General features: G+C 60.3%; 12 protein-coding genes. 5 read left to right on the forward strand and 7 right to left on the reverse strand.

Features of this window, described 5'->3' with window-relative positions; all coding sequences use genetic code 11:
• Together glmS and SOM08_RS02775 are read left to right on the forward strand one after the other, a co-directional pair.
• Positions 1–1,869, forward strand: coding sequence for a glutamine--fructose-6-phosphate transaminase (isomerizing) (glmS, locus tag SOM08_RS02770; protein ID WP_322470012.1), 1,869 nt, complete (start codon positions 1–3; stop codon positions 1,867–1,869).
• Positions 1,870–2,216: 347 nt separating this feature from the next.
• The gene (locus tag SOM08_RS02775; RefSeq protein ID WP_286852446.1) at positions 2,217–3,041 is read left to right on the forward strand and encodes a hypothetical protein; all 825 of its coding nucleotides are present in this window, start codon (positions 2,217–2,219) and stop codon (positions 3,039–3,041) included.
• 357 nt (positions 3,042–3,398) lie between these two features.
• Here the strand turns inward: SOM08_RS02775 and herA are convergent, their stop codons facing one another.
• From herA to SOM08_RS02795, 4 genes are read right to left on the reverse strand one after another with little or no spacing between them, the layout of a single operon-like run.
• The gene (herA, locus tag SOM08_RS02780) at positions 3,399–5,168 is read right to left on the reverse strand and encodes an anti-phage-associated helicase HerA (protein ID WP_070401328.1); all 1,770 of its coding nucleotides are present in this window, start codon (positions 5,166–5,168) and stop codon (positions 3,399–3,401) included.
• Entirely contained in the window at positions 5,165–6,400 is a 1,236-nt protein-coding gene (locus SOM08_RS02785; protein WP_070401327.1) for a DUF4297 family anti-phage-associated protein, read from the reverse strand. The genes herA and SOM08_RS02785 overlap by 4 nt, the downstream gene beginning before the upstream one ends.
• Positions 6,401–6,436: 36 nt before the next feature.
• A complete protein-coding gene (locus SOM08_RS02790) occupies positions 6,437–9,112 on the reverse strand; it encodes an AAA family ATPase (RefSeq protein WP_070401326.1) in 2,676 nt (891 codons plus the stop codon).
• Positions 9,109–10,233 (reverse strand): metallophosphoesterase family protein, encoded by a 1,125-nt coding sequence (locus tag SOM08_RS02795; protein WP_070401325.1) that lies wholly within the window; start codon positions 10,231–10,233, stop codon positions 9,109–9,111. Before SOM08_RS02795 ends, SOM08_RS02790 begins: the two co-directional genes overlap by 4 nt.
• A gap of 409 nt (positions 10,234–10,642) precedes the next feature.
• Between SOM08_RS02795 and SOM08_RS02800 the strand changes: the two genes are divergently transcribed.
• The 3 genes from SOM08_RS02800 to SOM08_RS02810 all read left to right on the forward strand — a co-directional run bounded on the left by SOM08_RS02800 (position 10,643) and on the right by SOM08_RS02810 (position 13,739).
• The gene (locus tag SOM08_RS02800) at positions 10,643–12,379 is read left to right on the forward strand and encodes a TnsD family Tn7-like transposition protein (protein WP_175442909.1); all 1,737 of its coding nucleotides are present in this window, start codon (positions 10,643–10,645) and stop codon (positions 12,377–12,379) included.
• Positions 12,380–12,455: 76 nt separating this feature from the next.
• Positions 12,456–12,800 (forward strand): helix-turn-helix domain-containing protein, encoded by a 345-nt coding sequence (locus SOM08_RS02805; RefSeq protein WP_083293391.1) that lies wholly within the window; start codon positions 12,456–12,458, stop codon positions 12,798–12,800.
• Between the two features lie 18 nt (positions 12,801–12,818).
• Positions 12,819–13,739, forward strand: coding sequence for a TniQ family protein (locus SOM08_RS02810; protein ID WP_083293390.1), 921 nt, complete (start codon positions 12,819–12,821; stop codon positions 13,737–13,739).
• A gap of 99 nt (positions 13,740–13,838) precedes the next feature.
• On the opposite strand, the gene SOM08_RS02815 is transcribed toward SOM08_RS02810, so the two are convergent.
• From SOM08_RS02815 to SOM08_RS02825, 3 genes are read right to left on the reverse strand one after another with little or no spacing between them, the layout of a single operon-like run.
• The gene (locus SOM08_RS02815) at positions 13,839–15,104 is read right to left on the reverse strand and encodes an AAA family ATPase (protein WP_116958701.1); all 1,266 of its coding nucleotides are present in this window, start codon (positions 15,102–15,104) and stop codon (positions 13,839–13,841) included.
• Positions 15,105–17,399 carry a transposase gene (locus SOM08_RS02820; protein WP_147326201.1) on the reverse strand — a complete coding sequence of 765 codons (2,295 nt, stop codon included), beginning with the start codon at positions 17,397–17,399 and terminating at the stop codon, positions 15,105–15,107.
• Positions 17,390–18,283 carry a TnsA endonuclease N-terminal domain-containing protein gene (locus SOM08_RS02825; protein ID WP_147326202.1) on the reverse strand — a complete coding sequence of 298 codons (894 nt, stop codon included), beginning with the start codon at positions 18,281–18,283 and terminating at the stop codon, positions 17,390–17,392. The genes SOM08_RS02820 and SOM08_RS02825 overlap by 10 nt, the downstream gene beginning before the upstream one ends.
• Between the last annotated feature and the right edge of the window lie 273 nt (positions 18,284–18,556).

An 18,556-nucleotide genomic window follows, 5' to 3' on the forward strand; every position in this document is an offset into this window, starting at 1 on the left:
ATGTGCGGCATCGTGGCGGGGGTTTCGGGGCGCGACATCGTGCCGGTGCTGGTGCAGGGCCTGCAGCGGCTGGAGTACCGGGGTTATGACTCCTGCGGCGTGGCCGTGCACAACGACGGCCTCAGGCGCGCGCGCAGCACCGCCCGCGTGGCCGAACTTGCGCAGCAGGTGCAGAGCGAGCGCATCGCCAGCGGCACCGGCATCGCCCACACGCGCTGGGCCACGCACGGCGCGCCGGCGGTGCACAACGCGCACCCGCACTTCAGCCATGGCCCGGGGGCCCCCAGCGGCGCGAACGGCGGCGCGGCCGGGCGCGTGGCCCTGGTGCACAACGGCATCATCGAAAACCACGACGAGCTGCGCGCCGCGCTGCAGGCCAAGGGCTACGTGTTCGAGAGCCAGACCGACACCGAGGTCATCGCCCACCTGATCGACTCGCTCTACGACGGCGACGTGTTCGCCGCGCTGGCCTCGGCCGTGGCGCAGCTGCACGGCGCCTACGCGCTGGCCGTGTTCCACAAGGACGAGCCGCACCGCGTGGTGGGCGCGCGCGCGGGCTCTCCGCTGGTGCTGGGCGTGGGCGCGAGCGGCGGCGAGCACTTCCTGGCCAGCGACGCCATGGCGCTCGCCGGCGTGACGGACCAGATCGTCTACCTGGAAGAGGGCGACCTGGTGGACCTGCAGATGGGCCGCTACTGGATCACCGACGCCGGCGGCCGCTCGCTCGACGCCACGCAGCGCCCCGTGCGCACCGTGCAGGCGCACAGCGGCGCGGCCGAGCTGGGCCCGTACCGCCACTACATGCAGAAAGAGATCTTCGAGCAGCCGCGCGCCATCGCCGACACGCTGGAAGGCGTGGCCGGCGTCACGCCCGAGCTGTTCGGCGACGGCGCGCACCGCGTCTTCAAGAACGTGGACCGCGTGCTCATCCTGGCCTGCGGCACCAGCTACTACAGCGGTTGCACCGCCAAGTACTGGCTGGAGTCCATCGCGAAGATCCCCACGCAGGTGGAGGTGGCCAGCGAGTACCGCTACCGCACCAGCGTGCCCGATGCGCGCACCCTGGTCGTCACCATTAGCCAGAGCGGCGAGACCGCCGACACGCTGGCCGCGCTGCGCCACGCGCAAAGCCTGGGCATGCAGGAAACGCTGACCATCTGCAACGTGTCCACCAGCGCCATGGTGCGCGAATGCAAGCTGGCCTACATCACGCGCGCCGGCGTGGAGATCGGCGTGGCCTCCACCAAGGCCTTCACCACCCAGCTCGCCGGCCTGTTCCTGCTGACGCTGGCGCTGGCGCAGGTGCGCGGTCACCTGAGCGAAGAAGAAGAAGCCGAGCACCTCAAGCGCATGCGCCACCTGCCGGTGGCCCTGCAGGCGGTGCTGGCGCTGGAGCCGCAGGTCATCAGCTGGGCCGAAGACTTCGCGCGCATGGACAACGCGCTGTTCCTGGGCCGCGGCCTGCACTACCCCATCGCGCTGGAAGGGGCGCTCAAGCTGAAGGAAATCAGCTACATCCACGCCGAGGCCTACCCGGCCGGCGAGCTCAAGCACGGCCCGCTGGCCCTGGTGACGGCCGCCATGCCCGTGGTGACGGTGGCGCCCAACGACACCCTGCTGGAAAAACTCAAGAGCAACATGCAGGAGGTGCGCGCGCGCGGTGGCGTGCTCTACGTGCTGGCCGACGCCGACACGCGCATCGCCAGCAGCGAAGGCATCCACGTCATCCGCATGCCCGAGCACTATGGCGCGCTGTCGCCCATCCTGCACGTGGTGCCGCTGCAGCTGCTGGCGTACCACACGGCGCTGGCCAAGGGCACGGACGTCGACAAGCCGAGGAACCTGGCGAAGAGCGTGACGGTGGAGTGAGGCGCCGCGGATCGCTGATCGATTGTTTCTGACAAATAAAGTCGAAAACAGCGAAATAGAGTCGAAAACAAAACAATAAAGTCGAAAACTACGGCAGCGACGCTGACATGGCCATCAACCTGAGTTCAGTCATTGACAGTTCTTCAGTTGGGGAGCTGTGCAGCGACTGCCGCTAGGCGCGTCTACACGTTGAACTCACGGTCTTGGCGTAAGAGCTGTCGTCCAAATGCTAGCCAATGGCAGCATACTGCTGAGAGCTTGCGCTATAGGGGTCGGGCATGCATTTAGGAATTGAGCAACACACAGGACTGGTCTTTGAAGGCACGGGGAACCCCGACATTCCCGCCATGCCGATGCCAACGGTGACGCATGCGAAGTTCATCGATACTGCAGACGATTGGAAGGCGCTCCCGAGTCCTTCGGAGGCTTTTGGTCTCGTGTTCCGAGAGGATTCGTATGACCCGGTAAGCCGAACGCGCAGAGGCCGCCTCTATCAGCAAACCAGCGGTGCTCAGCCTTCGAGGCTTATCGTTTCCGCCCACCCCCATGACCGCGGCTTGATTCCAGGCTACGACAAAGCAACCTACAAGTCGCTGTTCGTCTATACGTCTTGCTTCGAAATCCTACAGCGGCCGAACCAGGGCCAAGGTTCGGTTTTGGCGCTAGGGTCGTCGCGCGCAGCGTCAGCGTGGCGCGTCGTGCAAACGGAGGCGCTATACAGCGGCGCCGTGATGGTGACGCTTAAAGCGTTGTCAGCATTCAGCATCCTGCCTGAGCTCGACCTCAACAAGATCGACGAGCAGCTCCGACCTGCGGTCGCTCAGGCAATCGCGCGCGTCCTCGACTCCGCCTTCAAGGAGTCACCTGGCTCTGTCGTTGACAACTGCCGCGATGCCATGCAGGCGATTCTCTCCTCATGGCTTGCTCAGAGTGGCTCGCCCGACACGATCATTGGCAGGGAGCTTGCGCAAGTCTCTGCGACTATAGAGGGTGCACCCTATGAGCGAATCTGCGTGGGTCACCTGGGCAAGGTGTGCGCGAAGCTGCACAGCCGGAACAAGAGCAATGCGCAGCGCCAAAATGGTTATCGACCCATCATGGAAGAGGACGCCGAGCTCGCCATTCATGCTGTTGGCTTCGCAATCCGAGACCTTGAATGGGCGAAAGCCTAAAGCGGCCTGCAATTTCAACCTGCCCGCGCCTTGCGGCCTATTCAGTTCGAAGTCACTCCAGCCACCCGAGAGGCCGTGCAATCCTGGATCAAATTGGCCGGGTTGAAACAGAAGGCGCTCTCTTGCCCTGCTGCATGAACGAATCGCCGCACTTGGGGACTCGCCAGTATGAACAGATCCTCGGGCGGCAGGTCGACAACCTGGGGCTGGACCGCGCGGATTAGTCTTCGGCTTCGCAGCGGGTGTCGCCGGTCACATTCGGCCCGCGTACTCACGCTGTTGGCGCGAAGCCACCATTGGACGCGGCAACCGGTGCTGACCCGTCTGGCCGTGTTAAGGCGGTTAGCCTCGCCTCCCCTATTCCTTGAGCCACGACTTTTTGATCCCCTCGAAGTTGAGTTGCTTCCACTCTTCCTTCCAGAGCTGGTAGTACGGAATATCTGTCGACGAGGGTGGAGGATCGCAGCGCTGCACCTGGACCAACGATGGCATCACCACCGACTCACCGATCAGAAGCGCCTCGCCTGCACCCAGGGTCGGCAACTTGTCGCACAGGTTACCGAGGGTGTCAGGCAACAGGCGGGCGACGTAACTCTGGTCGCTCGGGTTGGTCAAGCGCATCGCCAGGAAATTGCTGCACTGGGAGAAGATCGTCTCGGAGATTTCTGACGGCCGCTGACTCGACAGAAGCAGCGTGACGCCGTACTTGCGCCCTTCCTTTGCAATGCGCTCGATCGAGAGCTTGGAAGCGCGAAAACGTACCAGGTCGCTGTTGGGCACGTACTTGTGAGCCTCCTCATAAACGAGCAGGAGCGGCGCGTCGGTATTGAACTGCTCTTTCGCCGCCGTGCGCATCACTTTGTAGTGATATCCATATTCGAAAAGGATCCGCGAGATCAGTGACACGGTGATGCTCAGGACCTCAAACGGAACGCCGCTCAAGTCGACGATCGTGACGTTGGACTTCGTATCGCCGTAGCCGATCAGGCTCATCAGAGTACCTTCCAGCGTGGCTGTATCCGCAGCCGGACCGAAGAGGAACTGCAGGCGGTCCTGCTCGACCTTGCCCTCGAACCGCGTGAAGAACTTGTCCAGTGTCTTGTCAGCGTAGCTCCCGCCCGTGATGCTTTGCGACTTGGTCGGATGAAAATCGAGTCGCTTAGAAAAGTAAAGATCCAAGCGCTGATCCGCCGTGAGCAGCAGCCCATGGCCACTATCAGTCTTGCCCTCAGTCAGCAACGCGTAGCTGCCGTCGTTCACCATGTACCGCGCCTCGTTCTTCGAGTTCACGGTTTCGTTCTTGATGTTGTACAGCGCGTTCAGCACTTCATGGATGTCGAACTTGAGAGGACTGTCGTAGAAGACGTTCTTCGCGCACTTGTTGTGGCGCTTCTTGTTCTCCGTGACCAAATGGCGAAACACTGCCGATTGGTTGTAGTTGTCGCGCTCGCCCGTATCCAGAAGCACCTCCTCCAGTTCTTCGCTGTTGAGCAGCCAGTAAGGCAAGGTCAGTGTGCTGGCATCCAGGAAGTTCGCGTCGGGGAATGCCGTCCGGTACTCGGAGTGGATGTCGAAGATGACGACGTGGGAGTTGTTCAGCGAGTAATCGCCGTCTTTCGCGCGCACTGCGGTCTGGATGATCTTGGCGATGGTGTGCGACTTGCCCGCGCCAGTGGAACCCACGACGGCAAGATGCTTGTTGAAGAACCGGTCCCCGTCGACGGGGACGGAGATCTTCTCGTTGGACACCAGCGCGCTGAATGCGAACTTCTTTGCCGGCTCAATCGAATCCTCGAAGATTTTCTTGATGTCTTCGTCCGTCGCCGGCGCCACGCCAGTGGGAGGGATGGTCAGCGTATCGCCGCCACGAATGAACTTGCCGTCAGCGATGATTCCCAGCGGCAAGGCCTCGATGAGGTGACGACGCTCGCCGCTGGCAGTTACTTCGATGCAGAAGTTCTCGATGATCGCGATGAGCGCGCATTCTTCGATATCGGTGATGCGCAGATATGAGCCCACCTTGAGGCTCTTATCGTTTGCGAATGCCGAGATGTTGCCAACCGAGATCTTCACCTTGTCCGGGAAGACAGCAATCACTTCGGCCTTGATGTCATTGGAATCGTTCATGCCTGCATGACCTCCTGAAGCAGATAGGCACTGTCACTCTTGATCGAATGGAGCCCTGTGCCCTTGGGCAGGAGGGCTGAGTCCAACGGCGAGCCTTGGTGAAAGTCGTAGACCTCGACGAGCGAGCCTTTGCAGGCAGCCATGGTCGGCGCTAGCTCGTGCTCATCGGGGACGAATTTGAGCGTCCAGAGTCTTTCTTTGGTGGGGCGCTCCGCCAGCATCTCGGGTGAGAAAGCCGAACCGTGGAAGGGATAGCCGTCAATGAAGGCCACGCCCTGCCTCCAAAGGCTCTCCTTGAGCTCAACCAACTGTTCGGGCGTCAGGCCTCGCAGCAGCACGTAGGGGCAAAACCGATCGGTAGCAGGCGTCCGCATATGCTCCGTGTGCGAGAACTTCCGCCCAAGCCCGGCGAGCATGCGACTGGCCTTGGCCACTTCGAACTCTTCGCCCATCTCGATCACGAAGAATCTCGAAGCCTGGGGCAGCTTAGTCGTGCGATGAGAGAAGTACTTTCGACGGACCATCCTCGCGAAGTACTCGCGCCCCATGTAATCCCTCAGCCAGGCGTTGAAGACCACCTCCTTGCGGTTGATTGCCTTCAAGAACTGCGCCTTGGTTACCTTTCGCTGCGCCACGTCCGCTTCGATTGCGAGTCCCTGAACGACGTTGATCGCCATCGGATAGAAGAAGATCCGCGCATCATCGCTGTTGCACCCGGAGATCTCGCGCACCATCAGTTTGATCAACGTCTCCTTCTGAGCGTCATAGGACGGCGCGCTCACGTTGATGTCCAGCAGCGCGAGAAAGTCGGCCAGCTGTTCGTCGGTGAGCACCAGTTCTTCGTGCACTTTGTGGACCTTCTTTTCCTTCGTGAAGGTAAGAAAGTGTTCCTTCACGAAGTCGCCCGTCAGGGGAAGCGTGAGCTTGTGCTGCCCGCTTTGGTAATAGCCGTGAAGCCGGTACCGGAACATTTGGTCTCTGGAGCAGCCCGCGGCATGGAAATGCCGCAGCATGTGCACGACCGCGTCCTTAATCACCGAGTGGTTGTACTCCGTGCCTTCGTAGTACTTGCACTGCACGAAGGCGCTCTCACCCGGATCATCCAGGTCTATGTCCTCCACGCCTTCGACCGTCACGCTGCCATGAGGGGACGCCTCGAGCAGACTCACGATCGTCTGGTCGAACTGGTAGAAGTAGCCTTTGATCGTCGCGATCGCGCTGCGGTCTTTCACTGTCTATCCTCGGGTGATGCTCAACGGCGGTCGGCCTCACGGCGTAGAGGGTTCGCCGCCGCCGTAGCCAGGCGCATGAGATAGCTCGCGTGCGGCAACGCCAAGGTCCTGCCAGGCGTGCGGGTGGCAGCTAAACACCAGGATCTGATGTCTTTGAGCGGCGTCGTAGAGCACCCGCTTCATCTGGCCCAGTCGATCTTTGTCGGTGTGAACCAGGGCGTCGTCTAGGATGAGCAACGTGGGCTTGCCAGCCTCTTGCAGAAGGTCCGCGTAGGCCAGCCGCGCGACGACACCCATCTGCTCCCGTGCCCCGACGCTGAGTTCCTCGAAATCACCGGTCTCCGCGCCGTTGGTGCCGACTCGGGTGATGCGTCCCGGTGATAGGTCATCACTCACCTCGATGCCCGCGCCCGGGAACAGGATCTGTAGGTAGTGGTTCAGGTGTCGCTGAAGTGGCGCGCGCAGGCGTCGTGCCAGCGCGGCGCGCTTCTCTGTGAGCAGCTTGAGAAGATGGCTCAGCGCCTTGGCCCGGCGTTCGAGCTCGGTGCACCGTCTCTCCATGTGGTCGAGCTCGCGCTGTTTGTCCGCGGCGGCCTCTTCCAGCCCCAAGGCGCCCTTGGCCTCCAGGTCCGCCTCCAACCGGATGATGTCGCTCCCGCGTTGGGCGTACGCGCTCTCAAGCTGCTTGGCGCTCCGCTCAAACCGCTCGACGTCCTGCTGCAGAAGTGCAACGTTGAGCGTGCGCAGTTGCTCGGCGAGTGCTTCCACACCTGCCCGCGCCGTGGTCTCGTTCGCAAGGGCATCGGTCAGGGCATGGCTGGCGTCCGCTTTCCTTTTGGCGCGAAGTGGGTCGGCCAGTGTCGCCTGGGCCGCTGCCAGCTCTTCGCTCGCGACGCTGAGCAGGGCCATCGCTTCGCTCACCGCGAGCTTGGAGTCGTTCAGCTGGGACGTCGCATCTTCCAGTATGACCTTCGCCGTGGATTCATCCGATTCCGCTTGCGACACGGATACGCCGGCAGTTTCAGCCCCGACAGGTTCCGTCAAGTTCTGCAGTGCTTGCTTCGCCTCCGTCAGCTTGGTCGACAGCGCCGCTATGTCCACCGCCAAGGCGGCCACCCCCTTCGGAGCGTGGGCCTCCAAGACGGATTTCGCCGCCTTGGCCTCCGCCGCGCGCTGCACGTGCTGGCGCTCACGCTCTTCCGCAGCCGCCAAGTTCGCCACACCCAGGCGCTGGAGCAGCTCCGCCAGGACTTTGCGCTGTTGATCACGATCCGCAATCAGGCTTTGAAGGCCCTCACCGCCCGGCAGCACCGTGATGCGCCCCACCCCCTCAATGTCGATGCCCGTGCGCTCCACCACGGTGAGGCGGTCGGTGGCATTCACCTGGACACCGGCGACCTGCACCTTCGCGCTGGGCTGGAGGCGGAACTCCAGCGCGGTTGATACCGCATCCAACCGAGCCTGCGCGGTGCGCAGGCTCTCCGTGACTTCGCGCAGGCGCTTGAGCTCCGCGCCGGGCATGGCGAGCGACAGCGTCTCGGCCTGCAAGCTTGTTAGCTCTTCCTGCTTGAGCTGCGCTTGGCGGTGACTCCGGCTCAGGGCTTGTACTTGGGCCGCGAGCTCGGTCACCGCCTTCTCCTGGGCCTGCCAGGTCGCCACTTGGCGCGCCGCTGCCAGTCGGTCGCGCGCCCTCATGCTCGCGTGTTCAGCCTGCGCATGGCGCGGCTCCCAGGCCTGGAGCTGACCGTTGGCCTGCGCCAGCTTGTCCTGCGCCGCCTCCAGCTTCTCCTCGCGCAGCTTCACCGCGTCGTCGTCGCGTGCCATGAGCTGCAGTTGTTGGCGCTGGGCGTCAACCTGCGCCGAAGCCTGCTTGAGCAGCAACTCTTGCGCGGTCCTCCGCTGGGCAAGCCCCAACGCGTCGGCCAGCTTGACCTGCGCTTGCTCAAGTTGCGCGCGCAGGGTCAGCCAGGGCCGAGCCTCGCCGTCTTGCCCATGATCAAGACGCAATGCCGCCAGCCGGTCCACGGCGATTCGGTACGCGTTAATCTCCACGCGCAATAACTGCAGCTCTTCGAGCAGCGCTGTGCGGCGCTTGATCGCTTCCCCGTATGCACCGCGCGGTGCCTCGGTGGACGGCGTCAGCAGCTGATTGCGCTCGGTCTCAACCGCCTTGATGACCTCATCGCCGCTTGTGGCCGCGAGTTCGCCAAGGGAGTCCCCCATCGCGTTGCGCAGATGATCGCTTGCGAACCCGACGACCTTGGCAATTTCATGCGACGTGCCCTGCTTAATCCAGAGCAACCCGGGGATACCCATGTGCTCGGGCGAGCTGGCGCCCTTTCCGGCGAAGCTGAAGCCCAGCAGCTCTCCCAGGTGATCCTCGGCCTCTGCTCCTTCCAGCGTCTTGCCATCGATGATGAGCTGGCATCGCTTCTTGCCCAGAAACGCCTTGCTCAGCCGAGCGGGTTTCCCGCCGAGTGCGAAAGCGATCTCCACAGACGGCGTGGCGGAGCTGTCGCTCCACGGACGCAAGCCACTGATCGCGCTCGACTTGTGCCGCTCGAAAAACGCGGCCCGGATGGCTTCGGCTACGGTGGACTTCCCCGACTCGTTCGGGGCGACGAACAGGTTCAGTCCGTCAGCGAAGTCGCACAACTCCAGCGGGGCCCGAAAGCGCTTGAAATTCTCGATTCGCACCCGCTTGAGCTTCATGCGCAGGCTCCTTTCGCTGGTGCTTGGTCGTCCAGGATCCGCGCCAGCGCTAGCAGCGCGTCACGCGCCAGTTCGGGCTCTGCGCTGGCTTGCTGCTCGCGCAGCTCCTGCAGGGCCTCGCCCACAAAGCCGTCGGCACGCAGCGTTTGAATATCTTCCTCGGTTGGCTCGAGCCTGAGCGCCTCAGCGTTCCACAGGATGGCCCGCGCCTTGGCGCGCGCCGCCCCGAGCGCGGCCGTCAGCTTGCGGTGTCCCGCCAGATTGCAGGTGCCGGACAGGCGCAAGTGAAGGACATCATTGCCACTCACTCCGTCTAACGCTTGCACCACTTCGTCGACGTCTGAATCGACGGCCATATGCTGCTCGAGCTGACGCCAGTTGAATTTTCCGGTGGGTACCGCTGTGACAATAGGCTCGAGTGACGTCGACTCTATGGCCACGAGCAGTGCCTGACCCGACTCGTTGGCTTTAAAGCGGTCCGATTCCGGCGTGCCGGCGTACCAGGTCTTGCTATCCACCTGCTTGGTGCCGTGCCAGTCTCCTAGCCCCAGGTAAGCCAGTCCCGCGCTCTGCGCCCGGCCCGCCGCGATCGGATTGGTCGAGTCCACGTCTGCGGGTAGGATGCCCTGCACACTGCCGTGCGCCAGACCGACTCGCGGCAGGTCGTCCGATGGAACGTGCGTCGCGAACCATTCGGTGAGGTCGGCATAGGTATGGCGCTGGGTCAGCGGTGCCGGCAGCAATGTGAACTTGCCTGCCACCACAAAGGGCCTTGGCTCTAGGCACACGATGACGTTGTCGGGGATTGCCCCCAAGCGATGTGCCCGGTTCCACACCGACTCCGCCAGCGCAGCATCGTGATTACCCGGGATCAGGACCCAGGTCCCGGTAAAGCCTTGCATGGCGTTGAACAGCCGCCGAATAGTCTTCTCGGCCACCGTCTGGGCGTCAAACACGTCGCCAGCGACCAGCACTGCGTCCACGCCTCTATCGGCCGCGATACTGGCCAGGCGCTCCACGGCAGCGAATCGTGCCTCAAATAGAGCGGCCGCGTCGTCGGTCTCAAACTGCGCGAACACTCGACCGATCTGCCAGTCGGCCGTATGCAAAAATGAGATCAAGTCATCCCCCTGATCGCTTGATTTGATGGAATTCCCTTGCAGCGGCGACTTGATGCGCCGTTCACCACCAGTCTAACGTTTTGAAACACTGCACGGCAGTGCACTGCTCGGACGAATCGCGAGAGGTTTCTCCGTTCGTTCGAGCACGAAATCAGGGGTTGTTTCGCGGCGTTGTGACCAATTTTTCAGCGGTCTGTTTGGTGTTACTGACGACCCGTTTTGGTCAACTACGGCCTTTCGGCCTCGAAGCGCAGGTGGCTGCACCCAGTCTCGAGCGGCCGATGCTCAACAACTCGCGCTGCGACCTCCTTGATATGGGATGAGATCCATAGGAACATAGGGCGCGCGCATGGCTCTTGCTCCCATGCCCCTCCCTGGCGACGGATCGTCGACCTGAGCTGCTATGGCCATGGAGCTTCTGCCATTCAATTCTGCGGTTCTTCCTTGGTTGACGGGCGAGACCCTGTTCAGCCTCTGCAGTCGGCATCATCGCCTCTGGGGATTTTCGAACTCATCCCAGTCTACGGAGATTCTTTTCGGTTCACCGAGGCGAGGGACGCAACATGACTTTCCCTGCGCGTTGGATGTGTTCGCGGATCGAACGCAAGGGCTTCTTGGTTCGGCGAACGAGATTGCCAGACAGCGTACTGTGCTGAAGTTCTACGCTCCGTTTCGAGGCGCGGGTGAAGTGCAGGATGCAGTTGTCATGATGCGAAGCGCCTCCGTGGCACATCTGAAGTATCGATTGGGGCTTCTGACGAGTCGGTTTCGTGCGCATCACCCGCTCAAGTCTTGCCCTCAGTGCAGGCATCGTGATCTCGTGGAGTGTGGTTGGGTCTATTGGCGAGGCCATCTTCAATACCCCGGGGTCTGGATGTGCCCGGAGCACAAGATTCCTGTGCAGGAGTCGGCGCTGAAAGCGACCGGGGTGGCTCGTTTCCAGTGGCATCTTCCTGCTGAGGAAGATCAACACAGTCTTGAGGCTTTGAGAACGGACTGGATGCAAGCAAGTGCACTCAAGCTCGCAACCATGACCGTCGATCTGGTGGAGTCCATAACGGAGGATGGCTGGTTGAGCCGGCATCGCTTCCAGGCCGCGGTGAGATCCCGCATGCTGGCCAATGGCTGGCTTCTTACATCGGGCAGGCTGCGGCTCGAAGATGCCGCAAGCTCCTTCCTTCAGCATGTACGACCACTTCGACGTATTCCGGAACTAGCAGCTCTGCCGAGCTCCGTTGAAGAGGCGAAATCACAATTGGGTCGACTTCTGCGGCCGATGAGAAGTGGAACGCATCCGCTTCGATGGATGGTCGTCGCGAGCTGGCTGTTTGACGACGTGGATGATCTTCGAGCGGAACTCGCGCATCCCAGCGAAAGGGACTGTTGGCCGGAGGTGAACAAGGAACTCAGTCAGGGGGCAACTGATAAGGAGGACGTGCGCGTTCGACTGGTGGCGTTCATGAGCGAAGGGGCGTCTGCCACATCAGCAGCGCGTGAGTACGGAGTGGACGTCAAGACCGCCATGGCATGGGCAGCATCTTCTGGGATTTCCACGAAGCGTAGGTCGAAGAAGCTGACGGCGGAAAGCCTGCTTTCAATCTTGCAGGCGCTTCAATTTGGCGACGACAGAAATGAACTCGCTCAGCGGTATAGCATTTCGAGTGGGACCATCACTCGCATCCTCATGACCGAGGTGGGGCTGCACGCCCAATGGGTCGCTGCTAGGAAAGCGAGATCCCGAGAGCGCGCACGTTCGACGTGGCTATCCCTTCTGGCAAGTGGCGAACATCAGGGCTTGAAGTGGATGAGAAAACTGGAGCCAGCCGCTTATGCGTGGCTGTATCGCAACGACACCGCCTGGCTTCGGGCCAACCTTCCGCCTGCTCCGAAAGAAAGTGCCCGCAGGGCGAGCCCAGCGGTTCGTTGGGATGTCCGTGATTTGGAGCTCAGTGCACGTGTCTTTCAGACTGCGCTGTCGCTGTCGAAGAACGGGGCAACAACGTTGCGACTCTGGCAGTTGTACCAGGTCCTTCCAGAGCTGAAGGCGAAACTAGGTCAACTACAACGGCTGCCCTTGACGCAGCGAGCGCTCGAGACCGTCCTTACAAGACGCGCAACTTCCACTTCCCCGAGCGAGCTACTCTGATTGCGCAGCCCGGCCGCTTTCCTGTCTTTGTGCATGATGGTTGACATGCAAATATGCGCTAGATTATGCTTTATGCATGCTCGAAACAGCGTCGCTCGCCAGGTTGCTCAACGCTAGGGAGGCGTGCAGACAGCGCGGCATTTCCCAGGCGCAAATTGCGTCTGCCGTTGGTGCCAGTCAGTCGCAGGTAAGCCGGATCTTGAACGGGCGAGGGCTGCGTAGATCTCGCTTGCTTGAAGATGTGTGCCTCTACGTCGAGCGCTTCGAAGTCGGCGTGACGGCCGATGCGGTGAGGGGCAACGAAGAGCTTGTCGACGCGTTGCGTTCTGCGTGGGACGGATCGGCCGGGCACGCAAAGGCATTGTCAACCGTCATTCGGTCCCTCTCTGCATTGCGACCTACGCCGATCAGTCGGTTGTAGGCTAGAAGGGCCCCCAGATTGCTCGTCGTACCTGCCCCCAAGCCTGGCGAGCTTGCCATCGGCTATTGGGGGGCCGTCCTCCGGTGGAACGGATTGAGTCGGAACGTCGCGGATGGACGTCAAGCGTTACGCCTATTCACAGGGCAATCGGTCAACTTCTGTGACGTACCTCGCGTCGAACTCTTGGCGAAGATCGCAGCAATGGACCTTGAGTCATATGTTCGGCATCACACAATGTTTCCTCTTCGTCGTGCAGTGACAAAAGACGTCTCCGGAGGGATGCTGGGGCAAGGAAAGTACCGTGCTTCCATGATCAGCGGGGGCACGTTGCGAGTGCCAAGACCGCAAGCTTATCTTTGCCAAGAATGCGTGCGCGAGGATCTTGGCTTTCACGGCTATGCCTACTGGCGTCGAGAACACCAACTGCCTGGGCAATGGAGATGTGACAAACATGGCGCCACACTGTCTCGCGTTGGCATAAGCCAGGCGGAGGCGTTCTACGCCTCGCCGGCCCAGATGCTGCCGCAGGCCAAGGTTGAGAGTGACTTGATGTTCGAGAAGGATGCGACGGATTGCGCGACGTACCGGTTCTTCGATATCTGTTCGCACCTGCTAGGCGGCGTTGTTGTCCTCCCCCTCGATGCCGTCTTTTCTGCAGCCAAGTATCGAGCCGAAGATCTTGGGATCAATACTGAAGCCTGCACCCTTGTCCGTCACCTGCTAAAACTAGAAGAAGTCCAGGCCTGCTATGACCGGCGATGGCTCGATGCCTTGAGTCAAGAAGGACTCACGAGACATGTGTTCAGCGATGACGTCTCAGGGAGTGCGATGTTCTCTACGCTGTCGGCCGCCCTTGTATTCGCGGCCTTGTACGAGACGAGTGAAGAAGCGATTTCAGGGATGGTTCTCTCAACAAGAGAGTGCACGAAAAGTCATTGACTCAGATTCGCATAGTTGCTGATAGGTAAACCGGAAAGCAATGGACGGGGCACTGGGGGGACTGCAACAGTGGTAGCGCCTTCCCAAGACAAGTGAGACTCACGAGAACCGACTCCAAAACTCCGACCAGAATGGCGTGTCGCGCAGCACGAGGTCTTCATACATGGCCATCTTGGATGGGCTTCCTTCCCGAATCGCCGCGACGGCTGGTGCGAGCGGCTCGAGCCAGGTTTGAGCTGCCGTGATGAAGTCTTCGAGCCGCAAGCTGTCATCCGCGCGTTCGAAGGCAACGCGGTGAGCAGCGATCCACAGTGCGATGATGACTCGTTGAATGCCTGCGGTCAGATCAATGATCAGCTTGGCAAGGTTGTCGTCGATCGGGAGCTTCTTCTGAACATACTGATACCGCGCAAGCACGTCCAGAAACTGGGACCTAAATCTTGGCGCAGTGTGATCGGAGAACTGTTCGAACCGATGGTAACCGGCAGTATTCAGTCGCTGCAAGGTACTCAAGCGCGAGGTCAGAGCACCGATTCCATCCGGCGTACCGGACACAAGCACTGGTATCTGGCCTGTGTTGACGAGATTGAGGAACCAGCGCACGACGCGATCTTCTACGATGCTGATTTCCGGCCGTTCTGCGGTGCCAGCGCGGTTGACTCGTTGCTTCAGGGACGAGATCTTGAAGAGATTCTGAATTTCATCGAGATGAAGAATCCCAAGGAAGCCAGACACGGCGACTTGCCGCCATTCGTCCAAAGCTCGCATTCCATCTGGAATTCGTTCCTTCGCCAGCCAGTTGTCGAATCGCCGACCGCCAGTGGCCTCGTCCCACGCAAGCATCAGCGCACGCGCAAGGTCCGATGAGCGCCCAGAGGGTGGAGCCTCTACGGACAGCCACAGGACTTGGGTCAACCCCCCGATGACCTTTGGGAATCGTTCATGACGAATGACCTGAGGGCCAAAGGCATGTAGGCATCGAAGGCAGGCCTGTGTTTTGCCGACACCAGACAGCCCCTCTACTGCTGCCGCGGTTGCTTGTGGAATTCGAATGCCGGCGCGAGTCGCATCTCCACTAACTGAGGCCCAGGTAGACGCTTGTCTGGGGTCTCTGTAGCTGTATCCCTGGCGTACCATCAGATCGATTGAATGAAACAGGCGTCGCTCGACCAACGTCGGGACATGCAAATCACGAACAGACATCAAGTCATGCAGACGAACATGCTTCGGAGTCGAGCCCAGATCTGTGGGTTCCGGTGGCAGATAGAGCAGGGAACTGAGAGTGGCGTCCGACGATTGAATGCCTGGCAAACACTCCGTGAGGAGGTTGCCCGCGTATGGGTTTGAAGGGTCCTCTGCCTTCATCTACCTGTCTCGGTTTGCGCGTTCGAGCAGTGTGGACATCATCGCGTCGTGGGCGATCTCCGCTTCATACCGAGGTACTTCCAAAGGGCAAGACTCCGCCATAGGATGCGCAAGTGATGCAGCTTCCTCCAAGTGGCGAGCCTCTGTCATTGTGGGCATCGGCCCGTCGAACTTGTCGATCGCTTCTTGAGTCAAGCGATTTGCATTGTCCCGGATCTCTTGAAGGCGCCTTCGTGACTGAATGGAGGCCGCAAGCCGTGCATGTTCTTCAGCGGGCCTGTCCATGACCTCTTTTGCGAGTACGTCTGCCCACTCATCCATACTGTAGTGAGGCGATGCCCTCGACTCGCCGGTCAAGGTCATCTCAAACATCTGGTGGTCCTTGGGCGACGGCGTCCAAATCGTTTCCATGCCACCAGGGTGATGATGAACGGGTACGTTCCAGCCGCCGAAGTTCCGCGCGCGGGTGGTCCATTCAAGCTCATGAATATGATTGGAGGTGTACATGCAACCAGCATGCCAAACCCCATCTGATTTGACACGCGCCGTAGCCGCGGGGAGCAGCTCAGCGACGAGGTCATGCTCAAACACTTGACGCTGATACGCAGCCCCGACAGAGTGACCCCAGCGCCAAAGGCCTGCCGGAGATGGGAACACGCCGGCAGCTCTCATCTCGCCCGTCATTCGATCGCTACGGTTTGCAGTGAAGTTGTAATCCGCAAACGCAATCGATAAGTAGTCCGCGTAGTCTTTCAACGTAAAGGTGCACTTTCGCGGATCGACCTTGCGCAGCTCGAGTTCATGTCGACGAGCGTCCATTGCGCCTGGAATGAACCAGAATTGCTCGTCCTTGATGATGCGAAACTGCACCTCGACCGTACCCTTCAGATCCCCGCGGTAGGGAGGTGTGTAGGCGACGTCGTAGTCGAGCTTGAGTGCTGTGTGCTTGTGTCCGGCCGAGAGATACTCGCCGCGGTCACACAGGAGGCGGTAGCAGAGAGTTGGGGCTGGAACCAACTGCGTTGCCAGCGCGAACTGAGGAATTCGTGTGGAAAGTGAATGCGACATGCACGCGTTGAAGATGGCGACCTTTGCGGTCGACCAGCTGGGACCCGTGAGGCAAATGTAGAAGCCCATGATGGCCGTCGACCAGATGTCGACAATGATGTACACAATGGGACGACCGATAATCCAGGCTCGTTTCACCGATGATCGAAGATAGATGTCTCCTATCGTTGAATCGATCGCCCAGGTGTGCGCCGGACCGGGTACACCCTTCCAGCTTCGTGCAGTCAGACCTCTCAACTGGCTGTTGAAATGATGTTTTGTAGTTTGCTCCGCTAGACGCTCGAGCTGACTCGAATCCCACATGAGCACGCGTCGAATCTGCTGGGCGTTCGGATACGATCCCTGCGGGCCTAGTTCGTACTTCACTTCACCATCAACATCCTTGGCCGTTGCAACAAAGGATGAGCCCAAGATCAGCTTTATCCGCGCTGGCATCGGCGGCTTAGGCCTGGGGATCTGTTTGTCTGCAGCAAGAATCCGCAAGCGCCAGTCCGTGCTCATGCCAGGCTGAATCGAAGCAATGGGAACTCCAGTGGCGCGTGCGATTCTTTGTGCGGTAGATTTCCGCCCCGCCTTGCCTCGAGTGGGCGCCTCGTTCTTGGGCGGGTCGCACGGCCTCGCTTCCCCTGGGGCGCCACAGCGATGACGCAAGGGGTACAGGCTCGACTCGTGCATGCCCCATCTGCACAAAGACGACCAATGCTTGTAGATGTAGGCGCGACTGACCCGCTTGGTTTGCATCGTTTCACTCACAAGTGGAGCAATGCTCTTGTGAACGATGATGCACTCTTGGAGTTTTACCAAGTCCAGAAAGAGCGCCATCTTGGCGATCCGGTCCTCGTGATCGATTCTTGCCAGCTCTCTATTTCCTCCGCGACCCTTTGACGATGGATCGGATCCATTCGGTACAAAACGACGCTCAACAGAAACTGGCAAAAGGAGCTTCGCCGAGTGAAGCTCCTGGAGTTGCGTGCGGTCGAGCCACAGGAGATTGCCGACCAGCCGCGCGGGTGGCTTCTTTCGAGGTCGCCGGAGGCGCTCTATCGTTACACGTGCTCTCCCTCCCTTGGACTTCGTCGGAGAACTTGCCTCAGAGTAGAGGAGGACCGCGCATGTCACATCCAACTCAGGGGCGTCGAGTATCACCCGGTAGATGCCTGGAAGTATGTTGCTTCGACTTCGCGAGCGATTGACCACACGGAACGTCGAGTCGGCGATCATTTCCACGAGGTCCTCCGCATCTCGATAGGGTTGTAGGCCAGAAAGGCCTCGCGTTCTATCAAGCGGAAGGGAACATGAAACTTGATAGGTCGACGGAGATCGACGGACAGAGGGCCGTGTACGACGGATTGCCACAGAGCCTTCTGCGCTTGCGGCTCCGAGCCGAGATGCTTGGTGAGGAGATGAATCAACTCAGTAATGGATCTGAACTGATTGAGCTCGACGAGCTTTGATGCGAACGTCCTCTCCTGCTCGGTGGTATCACGGTGGCGCGTCCAACATGCGACAGTTTTTAAGTTGTCCGCGACGGCGGGGTGAAAGACCTCGGGAGTGATGAGGAGCCAGTCGATGCCTCTGCATTCCCAGTACGCCCTCTCGACCTCAAGTAGATTCATCTTGCGTTTTGGTAATCGGGCATCTTGCTTGCAGGCCACCGCTGTTGCGTTGAAGCGCCCATCTCCTCCACGCCTAACCACGAAGAAGTCGGTGGACATGCGCCACAGAGCTGTGGCGCCATCGCCGCTGGTTCTCGGGTGTTTGACACCCAGCTGCAGACAAAGTCCGACCGTCCCTGGAAATAGCCTAAGTGGGTTGCCTTGGTCGTAGTCGAGCAGCGGATGATTGGATGGTTCGATGGATAGCCGATACTGCTCAAGGCAGTCCGTCACATCGGTCAGCATCCGGATGAAGTACAGGCCAACGAGTTCTTGATCGCTCAACAAGTGCCGTTGTCGGCCGTTCCAGATATGGAGGTGGCTTCTTCCAACGGAAGCCGGATCACCGCGCCCGACTTGGTGCCAAGGGACATAGAGGTCGTAGGTGCCTGATCCCCTGCCTTGGCGTTCGAAGCGTTCCAGCACCTTGGGCGTAAAGCGTTTCGTCGTTCTCATGCAATCCCCGAGAAAAAGGAGAAACGAAAGGGGATTGACGAGACCGCTTGACGACTCGTACACTGAAGCAGTCCTGCAAAGACTTCTTCGGAATCCCCGGAGAACCGGCGGCGACCCGTTACAGCGGGTCGCCGTTTTTCTTTGTCTACATGTTCAGCCTCCTACGATGGTCGTGTGCGATCACGCACCCAGTGCGAACTGGGACCGTCCTTTCCTGCGTGATGAGTTGCGCGAACGAAGAACTCGTGAGCGAGAGTGAGGTGATAGCCGGCG

Source organism: Hydrogenophaga sp. SNF1 (genome assembly GCF_034421675.1).
In the GTDB taxonomy this organism is placed as follows: Bacteria; Pseudomonadota; Gammaproteobacteria; order Burkholderiales; family Burkholderiaceae_C; genus Hydrogenophaga; species Hydrogenophaga borbori.